General features: G+C 61.6%; 15 protein-coding genes and 1 pseudogene. 7 read left to right on the top strand and 9 right to left on the bottom strand.

From position 1 onward, the window contains the following. The first annotated feature begins 139 nt into the window (after positions 1-139). Complete coding sequence (locus LIW51_RS16070) at positions 140-1846, top strand: ammonium transporter (RefSeq protein WP_227375102.1); 1707 nt, start codon at positions 140-142, stop codon at positions 1844-1846. Between the two features lie 53 nt (positions 1847-1899). Then, positions 1900-2889, top strand: a pseudogene (locus LIW51_RS40450) (DUF7972 family membrane protein). Here LIW51_RS40450 and LIW51_RS16055 read toward each other — a convergent pair. The 7 genes from LIW51_RS16055 to LIW51_RS16030 form a co-directional block, all read right to left on the bottom strand. Next, positions 2890-3660: a DUF7089 family protein gene (locus tag LIW51_RS16055; protein ID WP_227375099.1), complete on the bottom strand. Its 771-nt coding sequence runs from the start codon at positions 3658-3660 to the stop codon at positions 2890-2892. Continuing rightward, positions 3660-3752, bottom strand: a complete 93-nt coding sequence (locus LIW51_RS39925) for a hypothetical protein (RefSeq protein WP_438267342.1) — start codon at positions 3750-3752, stop codon at positions 3660-3662. Before LIW51_RS39925 ends, LIW51_RS16055 begins: the two co-directional genes overlap by 1 nt. 102 nt (positions 3753-3854) lie before the next feature. Continuing rightward, on the bottom strand, positions 3855-5333 hold the full coding sequence (locus LIW51_RS16050; protein ID WP_227376824.1) for an MATE family efflux transporter: 1479 nt from the start codon (positions 5331-5333) through the stop codon (positions 3855-3857). A gap of 111 nt (positions 5334-5444) precedes the next feature. Continuing rightward, the gene (locus LIW51_RS16045; protein WP_227375098.1) at positions 5445-5786 is read right to left on the bottom strand and encodes a hypothetical protein; all 342 of its coding nucleotides are present in this window, start codon (positions 5784-5786) and stop codon (positions 5445-5447) included. Between the two features lie 258 nt (positions 5787-6044). Continuing rightward, entirely contained in the window at positions 6045-6839 is a 795-nt protein-coding gene (locus LIW51_RS16040) for an OapC/ArvC family zinc-ribbon domain-containing protein (protein ID WP_227375097.1), read from the bottom strand. Further along, a complete protein-coding gene (locus LIW51_RS16035; protein WP_227353025.1) occupies positions 6839-7225 on the bottom strand; it encodes a DUF2073 domain-containing protein in 387 nt (128 codons plus the stop codon). The genes LIW51_RS16040 and LIW51_RS16035 overlap by 1 nt, the downstream gene beginning before the upstream one ends. Before the next feature lie 5 nt (positions 7226-7230). Further along, on the bottom strand, positions 7231-7872 hold the full coding sequence (locus LIW51_RS16030) for an Era-like GTP-binding protein (protein ID WP_227353026.1): 642 nt from the start codon (positions 7870-7872) through the stop codon (positions 7231-7233). A 296-nt stretch (positions 7873-8168) separates the two neighbouring features. Between LIW51_RS16030 and LIW51_RS16025 the strand changes: the two genes are divergently transcribed. Both LIW51_RS16025 and LIW51_RS16020 read left to right on the top strand, forming a co-directional pair. Next, on the top strand, positions 8169-8393 hold the full coding sequence (locus tag LIW51_RS16025) for a hypothetical protein (protein WP_227375096.1): 225 nt from the start codon (positions 8169-8171) through the stop codon (positions 8391-8393). A gap of 981 nt (positions 8394-9374) precedes the next feature. Beyond that, positions 9375-10865, top strand: a complete 1491-nt coding sequence (locus LIW51_RS16020) for a Cdc6/Cdc18 family protein (protein WP_227375095.1) — start codon at positions 9375-9377, stop codon at positions 10863-10865. Between the two features lie 90 nt (positions 10866-10955). Here the strand turns inward: LIW51_RS16020 and LIW51_RS16015 are convergent, their stop codons facing one another. After that, positions 10956-11198 carry a ferredoxin gene (locus tag LIW51_RS16015; protein WP_227375094.1) on the bottom strand — a complete coding sequence of 81 codons (243 nt, stop codon included), beginning with the start codon at positions 11196-11198 and terminating at the stop codon, positions 10956-10958. 119 nt (positions 11199-11317) lie between these two features. On the opposite strand from LIW51_RS16015, the gene LIW51_RS16010 reads away from it, so the two are divergent. The 3 genes from LIW51_RS16010 to LIW51_RS16000 all read left to right on the top strand — a co-directional run bounded on the left by LIW51_RS16010 (position 11318) and on the right by LIW51_RS16000 (position 14544). Further along, complete coding sequence (locus tag LIW51_RS16010; RefSeq protein ID WP_227375093.1) at positions 11318-13585, top strand: ATP-dependent DNA helicase; 2268 nt, start codon at positions 11318-11320, stop codon at positions 13583-13585. Beyond that, on the top strand, positions 13582-14088 hold the full coding sequence (gene cgi121 / locus LIW51_RS16005; RefSeq protein ID WP_227375092.1) for a KEOPS complex subunit Cgi121: 507 nt from the start codon (positions 13582-13584) through the stop codon (positions 14086-14088). Before LIW51_RS16010 ends, cgi121 begins: the two co-directional genes overlap by 4 nt. A gap of 75 nt (positions 14089-14163) precedes the next feature. After that, positions 14164-14544: a DUF5789 family protein gene (locus LIW51_RS16000; RefSeq protein ID WP_227375091.1), complete on the top strand. Its 381-nt coding sequence runs from the start codon at positions 14164-14166 to the stop codon at positions 14542-14544. Between the two features lie 71 nt (positions 14545-14615). On the opposite strand, the gene LIW51_RS15995 is transcribed toward LIW51_RS16000, so the two are convergent. After that, on the bottom strand, positions 14616-15392 hold the full coding sequence (locus LIW51_RS15995; RefSeq protein WP_227375090.1) for an SDR family NAD(P)-dependent oxidoreductase: 777 nt from the start codon (positions 15390-15392) through the stop codon (positions 14616-14618). Positions 15393-15444: the final 52 nt, after the last annotated feature.

Raw genomic sequence — 15444 nt, 5'->3', positions numbered from 1 at the left:
TTTTTTAATGATCATGCTTATCAATAGGAATGCTGTTTCGTTATAACGTGATGAAGAACCCAAACGTCGAAGAGTATTCGATATTCGTAGACAGTTGTCCAGATGATATCGCCATCGTTCGGGAAAGGGAGGACGAACTGTGAGCGGTACCGTCCTCGCACAGGGAAGCGACCTCGCCGTCATCGCGGAAGGGGTCAATCTCCTGTGGGTGCTCGTCGTCACGTTCCTCATCTTCTTCATGCACGCCGGGTTCGCCATGCTGGAGGCCGGGCAGGTGCGCTCGAAGAACGTCGCCAACCAGTTGACGAAGAACCTGCTTACGTGGAGCGTCGGCGTCCTCGCCTTTTTCCTCGTGGGGGCGGCGCTCTCGAACGTCGTCGGCTACCTAACCGGGGCGGGCGGCGCGTGGACGCTCGGCGGCGAGTTCGGGGCCATCCTCGAACCCAGCGGCGTCAACGCGTGGGTCGGTTGGTTGTTCGGCGCGGTGTTCGCCATGACCGCGGCGACCATCGTCAGCGGGGCCGTCGCCGGACGGTGTAAACTCCGGACGTACGTGACCTACACCGTCCTGTTGGTGGCGGTCATCTACCCCGTCGTCGTCGGGTTCGCGTGGGCGGGCGGCGTCCTCGCAACCCTCGGCTTCCACGATTTCGCGGGCGGGATGGTCGTTCACGGGATGGGCGGTATCGCCGGACTGACCGCGGCGTGGGTCGTCGGGCCGCGTCTGGGTCGGTTCGACGACGACGGCACCGCGAACGTCATCCCCGGTCACTCGCTACCGTTCGCCGTGCTCGGCACGCTCATCCTCGCGTTCGGCTGGTACGGCTTCAACGTCGGCACCGCGGCCACGGTGTTCGCCGCCGAGGGCGGATCGCTCTCGCTGGCCGCGTTCGAGACGGTCGGGCGCGTCGCCCTCGTCACGACGCTCGGAATGGCCGCGGGTGCGCTCGGCGCGAGCGCGATGTCGCTGCGCCGCACCGGCAAGGTGGACACCCTCTACGTTGCGAACGGACTGCTCGCGGGACTGGTCGGTATCACGGGCATCGCCGACGACATCGTCTGGCCCGGAGCGCTCGCGGTCGGCCTGCTGGCGGGAGCACAGCTCCCCTACGTCTTCGAGTTCGTCGAGAAACGCCTCCGCATCGACGACGTGTGCGCAGTGTTTCCGGTTCACGGCTCCGCCGGGGTTCTCGGGACGTTGGCCTATCCGTTCGTCGCCGTCGGAACGTGGCAGGGATTCAGTCTCGGCGCGGTGCTCTCGGGAGTCGCCGTGCAGGCCGTCGGCGTCGCCCTCATCGCTCTCTGGACCGTCGCCGCGACCGGAACCGTGTTCGGCGTCGCGCGCTCGCTCGGACAGGCCCGCGTCACGCCGGAACACGAGCGCGAAGGACTGGACACCGCCGAACACGGCGTCGAGACGTATCCGGAGTTCGACATTGACGGTCCGAGCGAAGTGGCGGCCGAGCAACTGCGGGCCGACGGCGGCGGGCTTCCGAACGACGGTGGAATAAAGCTCGTCACCGCCATCGTCCGTCCCGACCGTCTCACGAAGGTGAAGCGGGCGCTGGCGAACATCGGCGCGCCGAGCCTCACGGTGACGAACGTCAGCGGGCGCGGGAGTCAGCCCGCCAAACTCGGCCAGTGGCGCGGCGAGGAGTACGTCGTCGACCTGCACCAGAAGGTGAAGGTGGAGTGCGTGGTCGCGGACATCCCCGCGGAAGACGTTATCGACGCCGTCCGCGACGCCGCGAACACCGGCGAACCCGGCGACGGGAAGATATTCGTCGTCCCCATCGAGGACGCCTGCCAAGTCCGAACCGGAAAGCGCGGCACGGAAGCGGTCTGAGGCGAGCGAGTCGCCGACGGACTTTCGGTGCTCGGCGGTGAACGAGTACCGTCGTGGTGAGAGAGAACAGTCTCACCGTCGGAGGTGAGGAACGGGGCGGAACCGTCGACAGCGCGAAGCGGTGGTTCCTTCTCGACGGGAACCGGCTGTTCGTCGCGGCGCTGGGGGCGGTGTTCTTCGTCGTCGTCGCGCTGTTCGAACTGAGCGGCGCAGTTCCGCTCGAAGATTCCCAACCGCTGTTCTACGTCTTCGGCAGTCTCATCTCGGGCAACCTGACGCTCATCACGGTCGTCGTCTCCATCAATCAGCTGTTGTTATCCCGCGAGCTGAAATCGCCGAGGGAGCTTCGGTCGCAGATAGACAGCGTCGTCGAGTATCGAACGAAGGTCGAAGAGAGCGCCGATGAAGTCGCGCCGGTTCAACCGTTGGGATTCCTAAAACTGCTCTTCCAGAACACCAGACGGGAAGCACAACGCATCGGAGGACTCGTCATCGAACGCGAGGGCGAAGCGAAGGACGAAGTGGAATCTCTCGTGACGCCGCTCACCGACCATCTCAACGAAGTGGGCGAAAAGCTCGACAATCCGGAGATGACGACGTTCGAAGCGCTCTCGGTCGCGCTGATGACGAACTACGCGAACGAGATTAACCGGGTGCGTTGAATCCGTTCGACGTACGAGGACGACTTGCACCCGCACGTCTACGACGCGCTCGGGCGACTCGTCGATCACCTACAGCGCATCGACATCGCCAGACAGTACTTCAAGAGCATCTACCTCCAGAGCGAACACTCGTCGCTGTCGCGCGTCCTCTTTTACGCCGGCATCCCCGCCGAGGCGGTTTCCGTCGCGGTCCTCCTCACCTTCACGGCGACAGCGGGGAGCGTTCTCGAACCGGCCCACGAGCGTCTCCTGCTTCCCATCGTCGTCGGCATCGGATTCCTTCCGTTGGCCGTGCTGTTCGCGTTCATCCTCAGAACCGCGACCGTCATACAGCGAACGACGGCGACGATTCCGTTCACGACGATGGAGCAGGAAGAGTGATCATCCCAGCGTCTTCTCCGCCCACTTGATGGCGTAGTCAACGCCGTGGTCGCGGTACGCCCGCGTGTCGAGCGCCGCGAAGGGTGCTGGCGGTTCGATGCCGTGTTTGATGGCGCTACACGCGAACTCGGCGGCGTCCGGAAAGTCCGACTGACCGGTGGCGACCTCTCGGGTGACGTTCGCCAGCCGCGGCTCGATTCGTTCGCCCGCGTCCCGCCACGCCTCGAATAGACGGGGGTGAACGTCGCGCCAATCGGCGAACACCTCGCGGGTGTACAGCCCTTTGTAGGCGTCGCACAGCGCGGCGGCGAGTTGGTACGTACTCCCCGAATCGAGCGGGACGGCGCCGGCGAACTCCGGATACCGCTCCTCGAAAAATCCGAGGAACTGCTCTGGCAGACCGAGGCCGACTTCGACCAGCGCCTCCGCGAGCAGGAAGTCCACGAACTCCTCCGGCGACCCCTGAACGCGCGCTTTCACGAAGAGGACGGGCGGGACGGTCTGGCGTGTCCACGCGACGCTCCCGTCGCCCGGCATGCCGACCACCAAGTCGGTTCCTGCGAACCGCCGCAGGAGTTCGGGGGCGTCGTCCGGAAGCCACTCGCCGGGTGCGGAGAAGGGACGAATCTCGTCCGTCAGCAGCGCGAGGTCGTCGCGTGCCGGAACCGGAAGCGTCTCGAAATCCCGCTCGCAGTCAAGCACGAGCGCGCCCGGTGCGTGTTCGTCTCGAACCGCCGCCACGTCCTCGGGGAGCGTCCGTTCGCCGAACATCAGGCTGCGAACCAGTGGTTGAGAACGACGGCGATCGCGGCCAGTGCTGTCAGTCCGACGGTGCCGATGACGATCTTCGTGGGAGTGCTCATACCCCATCGTTTCCACTCGAACGCTTAAAATCTGCCTACTCCGGGCGGAACCCCTTCGTTTCCACTCGAAAGTTCTTCGTACTGAAAATCTCTCCGAGCGAGTCAATCGGCGCGCGCTCCCACACCCGCCTCGGATTCGCGGGCGATCCGTTTCCACTCGCCCGTCCAGAACCGGAAGGTGTTGACGCCGGCCCGAAAGTATATGTCCCCGAGTATGGCGGCGTAGACGCCGAGCAGGCCGAGGCCGACTCCCGGAGCGAACGACCAGTTTCCGAGCGAGAAGAGGACGACGCCCGACGGAACCGCGAGGAACGCGACGGGAAGCTTGTAGAGGAAGGTTCCCGCGAACGTTCCGTACAGCGGCCACTTCGTGTCGCCCGCGCCGCGGAGACTGCCGCGCATGGTGCGCGAGACGCTGAACGCCCCGACACCGAGTCCGAACACGCGGACGAACTCGACAGTCAGATCGAGGTTCGCGGTGCCGAAACCGCGAGCGATGGGACGGGCCGCCGCGATAAGAGCGACTGCGAGTATCAGCTGCGTCACCAGCGCGATTCTGAGGGTTTGCCAGCCGTACTCGTTCGCTTCGTCGTCGTTCCCCGCGCCGATGCTCTGGCCGACCAGCGTGCTGGAGGCCGTCGAGTACCCCCACGCGGGCATCAGCGCGAGGAGCATCACCCGCCGACCGATGGCGTAGGAAGCGACGACCCCGGTTCCGAGGGTGCCGAGCACGAAGAGGAAGGGGAACCGCCCGAGCGTCCGCGAGAGGCGAGTTCCGGCGAGCGGAAGTCCGACGCGAACGATTTCGCGTGCGATGTCGGTATCCCACTGTCTCCCGCCGAGTCGGAGTCGAACCGAGAAGCGCCCCGAGAGCAAGACCCCCGTGAAGAGCACCGCCGCGAGCTTGTTGGCGATGGCGGTTCCCCACGCCGCGCCCGCGACGCCCATCGGTTCGAACGAGCCGAGGCCGAAGATGAGAACCGCGTTCAACGCGATGTTGGTCGGGAGCGTGAGCAGGCGGATGTACATCGGGGTTCGGGTGTCACCGCTTCCGGCCAGCGCGCGGGCGGCGATCATGCTCCAGAATCGAAACGAAACCGAAAGCATAATGATTTTGAGATACACCGCACCGGATTCGATGACGCGCGGGTCGTCGGTGAGCACTGCGATCATCGGCTCAGCGTAGACCCACGTGACGACCGTCGTGGGTACCGAGACGAGCAGCGCGAGCCACAGCGACTGCTTGATGGCGAAATCCGCTTTCGCGTGCTCCCCGGCGCCTTTGAACCGCGAGACGACGCTGATGGTTCCGCTCGTGAGCGCCAAAGAGAGGCCGAACGGGATGAAGAAGTACTGAAATCCGAACTCTAGCGCGGCGACCGCGTTCTCGTCGAGGGCGATGCTCACCATGAAGAAGTCCGCGACGCGAAGCAGGGTTCGCATCCCGCCGGTGATCATCACCGGGATGGCGAGGTCGAACGCCTCCTCGCCTTTCTTCCGGTCGAGTAGTCCGAGGCCGGCAAGTGCGGCGGGGAAGAGAAAGAGCACCCGCTGGACTTGTCGTCTCGCGTCACCCCACATTTGTTCGTGGTTTGCGGTCGGCATTGAAGGCTCTTGGCAATGCGGATACCGGTTCCGGTGCGACGGAGCGTCCATCCTCGATACGGAAAGGGCACCGTTTCGGGTGGAACATCACGTTCCGGCGCTCGCTTTGTCGAACACCGCCGTGACGAACTGTGCGAAGCCGTCCTCCAAGAGCAACATCAGATTGTACGTGAGCGTCCCCTCGAAACCGACGACGAAGAACGCCCAGCTCGACGGGAAGCCGGGGTTGAGCGCCACGAGGATGGCGTAGCTCAACAGGAGGTTTCCGAGCGTGGCGGCGATGTGAACCATGGACGCGATGATGAGTCCCTCCTGATACTCCGGTTTGAGGTCGTCGAAGGCGACGCTCGCCAGGGAGCCGAACGCGAACAGCGCACCGCTGATGTAGAGGAAGATGTCGAGGATGCCCGGCGACCCGTACTGGTTCATCAGTATCGCACCGCCACCCCAAATCGTCAGCGTGTACCCGTAGGCTTTCGACTCCGCGAGCAGGTTTCGAGCGAGTTGCTCGACTGGATTTATATGTCGGTGTGCGTCGTCGGCAAGTAAAGGTCACGTCCCTGCTATCGCGCGGTTTTTGAGTGGAGTTATTCAAGTGTCAACCTTCGAGAGTCCAAGAGAGGGTTCTCCGAGGGAGTGATATCTCCGCGGTCGAGACGCAGCGAAACGCGAAACGCGGAATGGCGATCAGTTATCGGCCGAACCTGACCACGAATCGGACACTTGAATCACGTACCGCCCGTTCTCCTTGAGCGCGATGATGTACTCGTCGCGCTCGTACAGCTCCATCAGGTTGAGCTCGTACTGGCCGGGTTCGACGACTTTGATGCTCTCGAACTGGCTGTTGAGTTCCTCTCGAAGCTCTTCGAGGCTCGGTTGATTCTCCTCCTGCGGTTCGACGACCGTCCCAGCATCGTCCGTCTCGGGTCGCTTGGGGAGTTCGTCGTCCGTGACGACCTCCGAACGCGCACTCGCCTGTGCACGGTCTTCTCCCGCACCTACGTCTTCGCCCGTCCCCGCGCCTTCTCTCACTTTTCCCGTTCCCGAACTCGGTTCGTCCACATCAGACTCGGGCGACCGTTCGCGCGCAGACCCCGACGAGGCAGAACCCCCGGAAGTGCTCGATTCGGTCGATTCGGCGGTTGAATCGGAGCCGGTGTCAGACTGCGATCGGTCGCTGGCAGTCGTTCGCTTCCGGTCGGCTTCGGCCGACGTTCGGTCTGCTCGTGCGGTTTCCGAGTCCTCGCGCGACCCAACCCACCCCTTCACGGTCGACGCCGCGCGACCGACCGCACCGGAACTCGATGCGGCGTCGACGCTCGACTCGGACGGTTCGGGCGATTCGGAGGCCTTCGTTTCGTCTGGAGACGCTCCGGCGGGTCGGAACTGAAACTTGTTGCCGCCGCAGTCGGGACAGCCCGAAAGCATCTCCTTCGACCCATCGGCGAACGTGCGCCCGCAGTTCGTACACTTGTGCGGCATTATTTCCGGGATATGAGGGCGCTAATGAGATTCTCGTCCTTGTGGAGCGTCTCAATCTGATTCGCAGGACCGATGACTGTGAGTTTCGAACCAGTCGATTCGCGGCCCATCAGACGGCCCAGAAGCCCGTTATCGGAGGTCTTCGAGCGCGGGTACGTTTCGATCTCGATGCCGCTGAACTCGTCGGGGCTGATCTCGGTCATCGTCACCTCGATGAGCTTGCTCTCCTCGTCGGGGGAGAGACCCTCTTCCAGGATGACGATGTTTCCCTCGCGGACGCCGTCCAGTATCATCCGGATCTTCTCCATGCTCGTTTTCCCGGCCATCCGTTCGCCCCCGATGAGGTCGATCTGAACCCCGTCGTCTGAATTTTTTATTTCCGGCATTGGAATCACCCGAAGTACTCCGCGATCTTCGTGTATACTTCGTCCATGTTGTCACCCTCCAGCGCCGAGAGCGGAATCGTCTCGTGCTGCGGATACGCGTTACGGATGCGTTGCACGCTCGAATCCTCGAGATCGGTCTTGTTGGCGAGGATGAGCACCGGCAAGTCTTGGCTCTCGATGATGCCGATGAGCATCGTGTTTACCTGCGTGAACGGGTCGGTCGAGCTGTCGAGCACGTAGATGACGCCGTCCACGTCTTCCCGGAGCCAGTGCATCGCTTCCGCGACACCTTCGGTCGCTTCGCGGGAGCGACGCACCGCGTCCTCCTTTTCCATGTCGTGTTCGAGGAACTCCTCGTAATCCACCTTCGTCGTGACACCCGGCGTGTCGACGATATCGATGGTGACGGTTCTGCCGTTTCGCTCGATTTCTACGTTTTCTTTTCTTCGCGCACGTCGTGTTTCGTGTGGAACGTGGCTCTCGGGTCCGACGGCATCGCCGGTCCAATCCCGGGCGATGCGGTTGGCGAGCGTCGTCTTTCCAGCGTTCGGCGGTCCGTAGATACCGATCCGTTTCGGCTCTTCTGACGCAAAGAGCTTATCGGTCACACGTGTAATACTGCTTTTGAGACCTGTAAACAATCCCATCCTTTTTCCTCCCAGACCCCGTTGTCGGGCAATCACACCGGAGAGGTCTACTGACGGGCGATTATACCGGGCGCGGGGCTGTTGCACGTAGAACTTCACGCCATTCACTTAAATCTACGTCAGACAACTGTTGACACAAATATCACGTCGAGACTGGAAGAAATGAAACGAAGGGAGCGTAGGAAATGAACACTGGACGTGAAGCACAAGGAATGGAGCAGGACGCGGTTCGAACGCCGCCCGAACGAACGGAACCCAACTCGGTGTGTGAACGTTCCACTTGAAACGGAGGGGTTGTGGCGGTCGAAGGACGGGTGAAAGGCGTCGATTCGGTGAAGGATTCGACGGATTCGATGGTGGATCTGATGGTATTCGATGGTGATTCGATGGCGATTTGGAGGTTTGTTGATAAATTCGGTGACGAGTCGGTGGACTGGATTAGTTTAGCGGACGTAGCTGATTCGGTAGTGAACGCGGAAGTCGTCGGCTCGGGGGACGAAGCGGCGAGGGCGGGGAGATGACGAAGACGGTGAGAGGATGAAAGGGTGAAAGGGCGATCGGGTGGGGAGACCCCCACCCCTTCGTTTCGGGTGGAGACGGAAGGGAGCGGGGTCGGTGTGTCATCGAAGGGTAACTTACATACGATACTCTCTTCTAGAAAAATCTATCCTCTAGTTTACGGATATTGTTGGTTCGATGTTGTGATAAAGGTTCCTGTTCTAGTTACCCCCCACCCCCGCCCACCCATTCTTCCTCTCCACTCGAAACGGAGGGGTGGGGGGCAACCAAGACAAAAGCTATCGTTTGTCATACCAACGATCGCGACTATAACAACGACCAGATCATGACTGCAACAATAACCACAGCCATCGAATTTTGCGTCCATTTCTCTTCGATTCACGACTCACGACCGAACGTGGAATCACCCTGCTCTCTTCGATCGTGATTCAACGACCGCCGTCCGTTCTTCACGTTCTTCGTCCGTTGTCGACGACCAGTGGAACAGCCCGGTGTTCTACTCGAAACGGGGGATTCGGACGTTTCGTCTCGAAGTGGGTTCCACTCGAAACGGATGGGTTACCGGCAGTTTGCGTAAGGGAAATCCGATCACTTGAATAATCAAAAACTCTGAATTACAGAATAAAAAGAACAAAGACCACAAAAGTTCGGTCGAGCGGATCGAGAGGGCGATACGGAACCGTCTCTCGAATGGTTCGAACGACGAGACTACGACGAAATCGAACGATAACAACGACTCGATTTCATCGAATCGAATCGGAAGTCTCTATTCGACGCGAAACCGGGGAAAGAACCCGTATTTCGTCCATCATTTCCCGAATGAGAAAGATTTTAATACTGTGCTCCACCTTTTGTTCATCTGCATCAACTGGACGCGCTGTCATTCTATCGGGGACGAATCGGGACGCTTTTCCCGATATTACCCCGTCTCTCTCTGCGCAGCGCGATAACTCCAGTGGAAACGAAGGGGTAGTAGCCGACGAATGACAAACGAAAACACCGATCCACCGGACGAACCGGACGACGCGACGAGCGGTTTCGAGGGCGTCGATCTGGACGATGTCGTGTTGGACGACGCGGACGAGGGCAATCAAGGGTTGTTCGACGATCTGCTCAGCGGTGAGCCGATTTTCGAGAATAAGGAAGTTCTCCGACCCTCGTATACGCCGCACGAGCTTCCACACCGGAAAGAGCAGATCAACCGGATGGCGACCATCCTTGTTGCCGCGCTTCGGGGCGAGACCCCCTCGAACATCCTCATCTACGGGAAGACGGGAACCGGTAAAACTGCGAGTGCGAAGTTCGTCAGTCAGGAACTCGAACGAACGTCTTTGAAATACGAAGTGCCCTGCGAGGTGGAGTACATCAACTGCGAGGTGACCGACACGCAGTATCGCGTGCTCGCACAGCTCGCCAACAAGTTCATCGAGAACAACCACGTCGCCATCGACGAGCAAATCGAGGAACTGGAGGATATCCGAGACGGTACCGCCGCAGAACCCGCCCAAATAGCGAATACCGAGTTCTCCTCCGTGGAGGAGATAGACGAGCGAATCGAGGAACTCGAAGACGACGCCGAGGAGATGGAGGCGGTTCCGATGACCGGGTGGCCGACAGATCGAGTTTACAACACTTTCTTCGAAGCCGTCGATTACCGGGAGCGAGTCGTCGTCATCATGCTGGACGAGATCGACAAACTGGTCGAGAAGTCGGGCGACGACACGCTGTACAATCTCTCGCGGATGAACTCGGAACTGGAGAACTCGCGGGTGTCCATCATGGGTATCAGCAACGACCTGAAGTTCACCGACTTCCTCGACCCCCGCGTCAAATCGAGCCTCGGCGAAGAGGAGATCGTCTTCCCACCCTACGACGCGAACCAACTTCGGGATATCCTCCAACACCGAGCTGACGTGGCGTTCAAACCGGATGCCCTGTCCGACGACGTGATTCCATTGTGTGCCGCGTTCGCCGCACAGGAACACGGTGACGCGCGACGCGCGCTTGACCTCCTCCGTACAGCGGGCGAACTCGCCGAGCGCGATCAGGAAGAACGCATCGAGGAGGGCCACGTCAGAAAAGCGCAGGACAAGATAGAACTCGACCGTGTGGTCGAAGTCGTCCGCACGCTCCCGACGCAGTCGAAACTCGTCCTCTTCTCCACTATCTCGCTCGAAAAAAACGGCGTTCGCAACATCAATACGGGCGAGGTATATAACGTCTACAAACACCTCTGCGACGAAATCGACGCCGACATCCTCACGCAGCGTCGCGTCACCGACCTCATCAGCGAACTCGACATGCTCGGCATCGTCAACGCCGTCGTCGTCTCGAAGGGTCGTTACGGCCGCACGAAGGAGATCAGCCTCTCGGTTCCCATCGACGAAACCGAAGCCGTTCTCCTCTCGGATTCACGACTCGGCGATATCGACGACACGCAACCCTTCATGCAGCAGGCGCGGTTCGACAGCTGAGAACAAGAGTGCCGGCTTCTACCGGCTTTCTCCACTCGAAACACTGCCCTTTGGACGATGAATCTACTTTTCGACGACGAAACCCCCTTCTCAGACGATCTGCTCGCCGTCGTCGTCGTACACTTTGATCGCGTCGACGGGACAGACGCGCGCGGCCATCTCGGCGTCGAACTCGGCGTCTTCCGGGACTTCGCGCACGAAGATATCTTCCTCGCTTTCTTCGCTCTCCAATAGGTCGGCTTTTCCTTCCTCGCGGTTCTCCACGAAGGCGTCCCACTCGGCGGTACACTGATACATCCCGGTACACGTGTCGCGGTCGAACTCGATTCTCATACCCGAACGTCGGTCGGGACGGGTGAAATGGTTGACGGAGCACCCGACAGTTTAAACCAGAAGACGCGCCAAACGGAGGTAATGACCGGATTCGCGGCACGCTCGCGGGGTGAACGTGCGTGAAAGTCGCCGACTTGACGGGACTGCCGGACGGCGTCCCCGAACATTTCGAAGCGCAAGGCATCGAGGAACTGTATCCGCCGCAGGCCGAAGCGGTCGAGGCGGGCATCACCGACGGTGAGAGCGTCGTCGCCAGCATCCCGACCGCCAGCGGGAAAACATTCATCGCGGAACTGGCGATGCTCTCCAGCGTCGCCCGCGGCGGGAAGGCGCTCTACATCGTCCCGCTCCGCGCCCTCGCCAGCGAGAAGAAGGCCGAGTTCGAGGAGTTCGAACAGTACGGCGTCTCCATCGGCGTCTCAACGGGAAACTACGACAGCGAGGGCGACTGGCTCGCCACGAAAGATATCATCGTCGCCACGAGCGAGAAGGTGGACTCACTCGTGCGAAATGGCGCGAAGTGGGTGGACGACCTCTCCTGCGTCGTCGCGGACGAAGTTCACCTCGTCAATGACGCCCACCGCGGCCCGACGCTCGAAGTCACCCTCGCCAAACTCCGGCGCGTCAACCCGAATCTTCAAACCGTCGCGCTCTCCGCGACGGTCGGCAACGCCGACCAAATGGCCGACTGGCTGGACGCCACGCTGGTCGATTCGACGTGGCGACCCATCGACCTTCGAAAGGGCGTCCTCTACGGGCAAGCGCTCCACTTCGACGACGGTAGCCAGCAGGAACTCGCACGCGGAAACGAGAAGGAGACCGCCGCGCTCGTCCGCGACACGCTCGGGGACGAGGGGGCGTCGCTCGTGTTTGTCAACTCGCGCCGGAACGCGGAGGCGTCGGCGAAACGGCTTGCGGACGTGACGAAAACGCACCTGACCGACGAGGAGCGCCGCGAACTCGCGGCCGTCGCCGCCGAGATTCGCGACGTAAGCGATACTGAGACGAGCGACGACCTCGCGGACGCCGTCGAGAAGGGGTCGGCGTTCCATCACGCGGGACTCGCCAGCGAACATCGTTCGCTGGTCGAGGACGCCTTCCGCGACCGCCTCGTGAAGGTCATCAGCGCGACCCCGACGCTCGCGGCGGGCGTGAACACGCCGAGCAGGCGCGTCATCGTCCGCGATTGGCGACGTTACGACGGCGACGTCGGCGGGATGCAACCACTCGACGTGCTCGAAATCCATCAGATGTTCGGACGCGCGGGCCGGCCGGGACTCGACCCCTACGGCGAAGCGGTGCTCATCGCCAAGAGCCACGAAGAGCTACAGGAACTGTTCGACCAATACGTCTGGGCCGACCCCGAACCCGTCTACTCGAAACTTGCCGCGGAACCCGCGCTCCGTACGCACATCCTCGCGACTGTCGCCTCCGGCTTCGCGGGGACGGAAGCAGAACTTCTGGACTTCCTCGAACGGACGCTCTACGCGACCCAGACCGACGAAACCGGTCGCCTCGAAACGGTCACCCAGCGAGTGCTCGAGTATCTCGAACGAAATGGGTTCCTCGAACGCGACGACCGCCTGCGAGCGACCGGTCTCGGCCACCGGGTCTCGCAACTGTATCTCGACCCGATGAGCGCCGCCGAGATAATTGACGGTCTGCACGCAACTGACGAGAAACCGACCGCACTCGGTCTGTACCATCTCGTCTCGCGCACGCCGGACATGTACCAGCTCTACCTGCGGTCGGGCGACCGCGAGCGGTACACGGAGATCGCGTACGAGCGCGAGCAGGAGTTCCTCGGCTCGATGCCGTCAGAGTTCGAAGACCACGCCTTCGAGGACTGGCTCTCGGCGCTGAAGACCGCACGCCTGTTGGAAGACTGGGCGAGCGAACTGGACGAAGACCGAATCACCGAGCGTTACGCCATCGGTCCCGGCGACATCCGCGGGAAGGTCGATACGGCCGAGTGGTTGTTGAACGCGGCGGAGCGACTCGCCGCCGAACTTCAGCGCGACGAAACCGAAGGCATCCCGTCGAAGACGACCACCGCCGTCCGCGAAGCGCGAAAGCGAGTCGAGTACGGCGTCGAAGAGGAACTCCTCGATCTCGCGGGGATTCGAAACGTCGGTCGAAAGCGCGCCCGACGCCTGTACGAGGTCGGTATCGAATCGCGGGCCGATCTCCGCGAGGCGGACAAATCGGTCGTCCTCGGCGCGCTCCGCGGTAGACGAAAGACAACCGAAACGATTCTCGAAAACGTCGGTCGACAAGACCCGTCGCTGGATGGTATCGAGGCGGACGCGGACGCGAAAGCAACCGCGACGACGGCCGACTCGTCGGCGGACGACGGCGGACAGCAGAGTCTCGGTGATTTCGAATGAAGCTGGTCGAGGGGCGGGCGAGCATCGCCGACCTCAATAGCTTTCTCGCTCGACTCGGAACCATCGGCGAGGAGTTCCACTGTGCGGTACAGGCGTTCGACGCGCGCTACGTGGCCGGCCGAGAACACCTCGAATCGGCGGTCGAACACGCCAATCGAGCGTTCGACCGCGGGGAAAACGTCGCCCGCGACCCGGCGGTCGAGATTCTGCTGTACGCCGCGGGTCGCCGTCAGATAAATCAGGCGCTCAAAATGGGCGTCTCGGAGGGCGAACAGCCGGTTGTCGTCGTGATCGACGGCAAGCAAGGGAGGAAGGACGAACGAGAAGCGCAAGCCGCGGGGGAAGTTTCGGATCTCCTCGAACGCGACGAGACGCTCGGCCAACCGGGTTGCGAGCGCGTGTTCGAGTTCTTCGACATCTCGGAGCGGGAGTTGGCCGCCACCAGCGCCGCGCTCACCGACCTCGTCTGCGAGCGGGTCGCCCTGCTCGAAGTCGAGAAGTGACCAAGTATCGCTGTGAGGTGTGGTCGCGGAGCGTGGGCCGGTACGGATTTCCGGAACCCGAACGTACGTCTGTCCATGCCCCGAGACGACCACAACGCCGAGGACGTGATGGACAGCGCTCGAGAGCGACAACACGAACGCGCAGAGAGCGTCCAAGATATGCTCGGACAGGCGGGTGAGATGCTCGACGAGCACAAGTATCCCACGACGAGTGAAGAACTCGCGACGGAGTACGGCGACCAGCAACTCGACCTGCCGAACGAGACGGAGTCGCTGGGGAGCGTCTTTGACCGCCTTGTGGACGAACGGTTCGAGTCCGCGGACGAAGCCCGCGAAGCGGTGTACAACGAGGTAACCGGCGAGGCGAGCGGGATGGAAGAGTACAACGACGAGCGAGCGTTAGGCGAGTTGGACGACGCCGAAACAGACGAGGAGTCGGAGACGAGCGGGCGGTAGGTACCGGGGGTTCCAGTTGAAACGAAGGGGTTGGCGAGGGGTGGTTTCTTTTCGTTATCTCCGGAAAAGCGTCACGACCGACTCCCCCACCCGAACGCGAGCCAGCCGCCGTCAGCGTGGAGGACTTCGCCCGTCATGAAGTGTTCTCCTTCGGCGAGGAAACGCGCACAGTTTGCGATCTCCTCCACGGAACCGAACCGACCGAGCGGCGTCCTATCGACGATGTCGTCCTCGTCGAACCCGATCTGATCCTGTGCTTCGTCTACCATCTCAGTTCGGATGTAACCGGGCGCGATGGCGTTGACGTGGATGTCGTGTTCGGCCCACTCCACCGCGAGACACCGCGTGAGATTGTTCACGCCGCCTTTTGACGTGTTGTAGGGCGTTCGTCCCGTCTGTCCCTGTTCGCCCATCATGCTCGATATGTTGACTATGTGGCCCCCGGAACCCTGCTCGATCATCCGCTTTCCGGCTAGTTGCGCCCCGTAGAACGTTCCGGTCAGATTCACGTCTATCACCGTCTGCCAGTCTTCGGGGGTTATCTCCTCCGCGGGCCCTCGAATGTTGATTCCCGCATTGTTAACCATGACGTCCAGCGACCCGAACTTCTCGACGGTGGCGTCGACCAACGCCCGAACCGACTCGTAGTCGGTCACGTCCCCCTCGACTGGTAGTACGGTTCCTGCCTCGGCGTCGATGTCGTCCGCCGCGTTCACCGCCCGTTCATGAGACCGCGAATTCAGAACGACATTTACCCCTCGTTGTGCGAACTCGCGTGCGATTCCCTTTCCGATACCGCTGCTCGATCCGGTGACGATGGCGGTCTTTCCGCTTAGTTCACTCGGCATACGGGATGGTTATATTCGTGGGATTTCGTTCTTCTGGGCGGAGTGGTGGAAA

The sequence above is a fragment of the Haladaptatus halobius genome (assembly GCF_020618475.1).
GTDB classification, from domain to species: Archaea; Halobacteriota; Halobacteria; order Halobacteriales; family Haladaptataceae; genus Haladaptatus; species Haladaptatus halobius.
Note: the sequence above shows the minus strand (reverse complement) of the source record. Positions and strands in the feature narration are given on the sequence as shown.

Coding starts and splice junctions, on each gene's coding strand:
- LIW51_RS16055 (WP_227375099.1), bottom strand. CDS start 3,660: ATGTTCGGCGAACGGACGCTCCCCGAGGACGTGGCGGCGGTTCGAGAC.
- LIW51_RS39925 (WP_438267342.1), bottom strand. CDS start 3,752: ATGAGCACTCCCACGAAGATCGTCATCGGCACCGTCGGACTGACAGCA.
- LIW51_RS16050 (WP_227376824.1), bottom strand. CDS start 5,333: ATGTGGGGTGACGCGAGACGACAAGTCCAGCGGGTGCTCTTTCTCTTC.
- LIW51_RS16045 (WP_227375098.1), bottom strand. CDS start 5,786: ATGAACCAGTACGGGTCGCCGGGCATCCTCGACATCTTCCTCTACATC.
- LIW51_RS16040 (WP_227375097.1), bottom strand. CDS start 6,839: ATGCCGCACAAGTGTACGAACTGCGGGCGCACGTTCGCCGATGGGTCG.
- LIW51_RS16035 (WP_227353025.1), bottom strand. CDS start 7,225: ATGCCGGAAATAAAAAATTCAGACGACGGGGTTCAGATCGACCTCATC.
- LIW51_RS16030 (WP_227353026.1), bottom strand. CDS start 7,872: ATGGGATTGTTTACAGGTCTCAAAAGCAGTATTACACGTGTGACCGAT.
- LIW51_RS16020 (WP_227375095.1), top strand. CDS start 9,375: ATGACAAACGAAAACACCGATCCACCGGACGAACCGGACGACGCGACG.
- LIW51_RS16015 (WP_227375094.1), bottom strand. CDS start 11,198: ATGAGAATCGAGTTCGACCGCGACACGTGTACCGGGATGTATCAGTGT.
- cgi121 (WP_227375092.1), top strand. CDS start 13,582: ATGAAGCTGGTCGAGGGGCGGGCGAGCATCGCCGACCTCAATAGCTTT.
- LIW51_RS16000 (WP_227375091.1), top strand. CDS start 14,164: ATGCCCCGAGACGACCACAACGCCGAGGACGTGATGGACAGCGCTCGA.
- LIW51_RS15995 (WP_227375090.1), bottom strand. CDS start 15,392: ATGCCGAGTGAACTAAGCGGAAAGACCGCCATCGTCACCGGATCGAGC.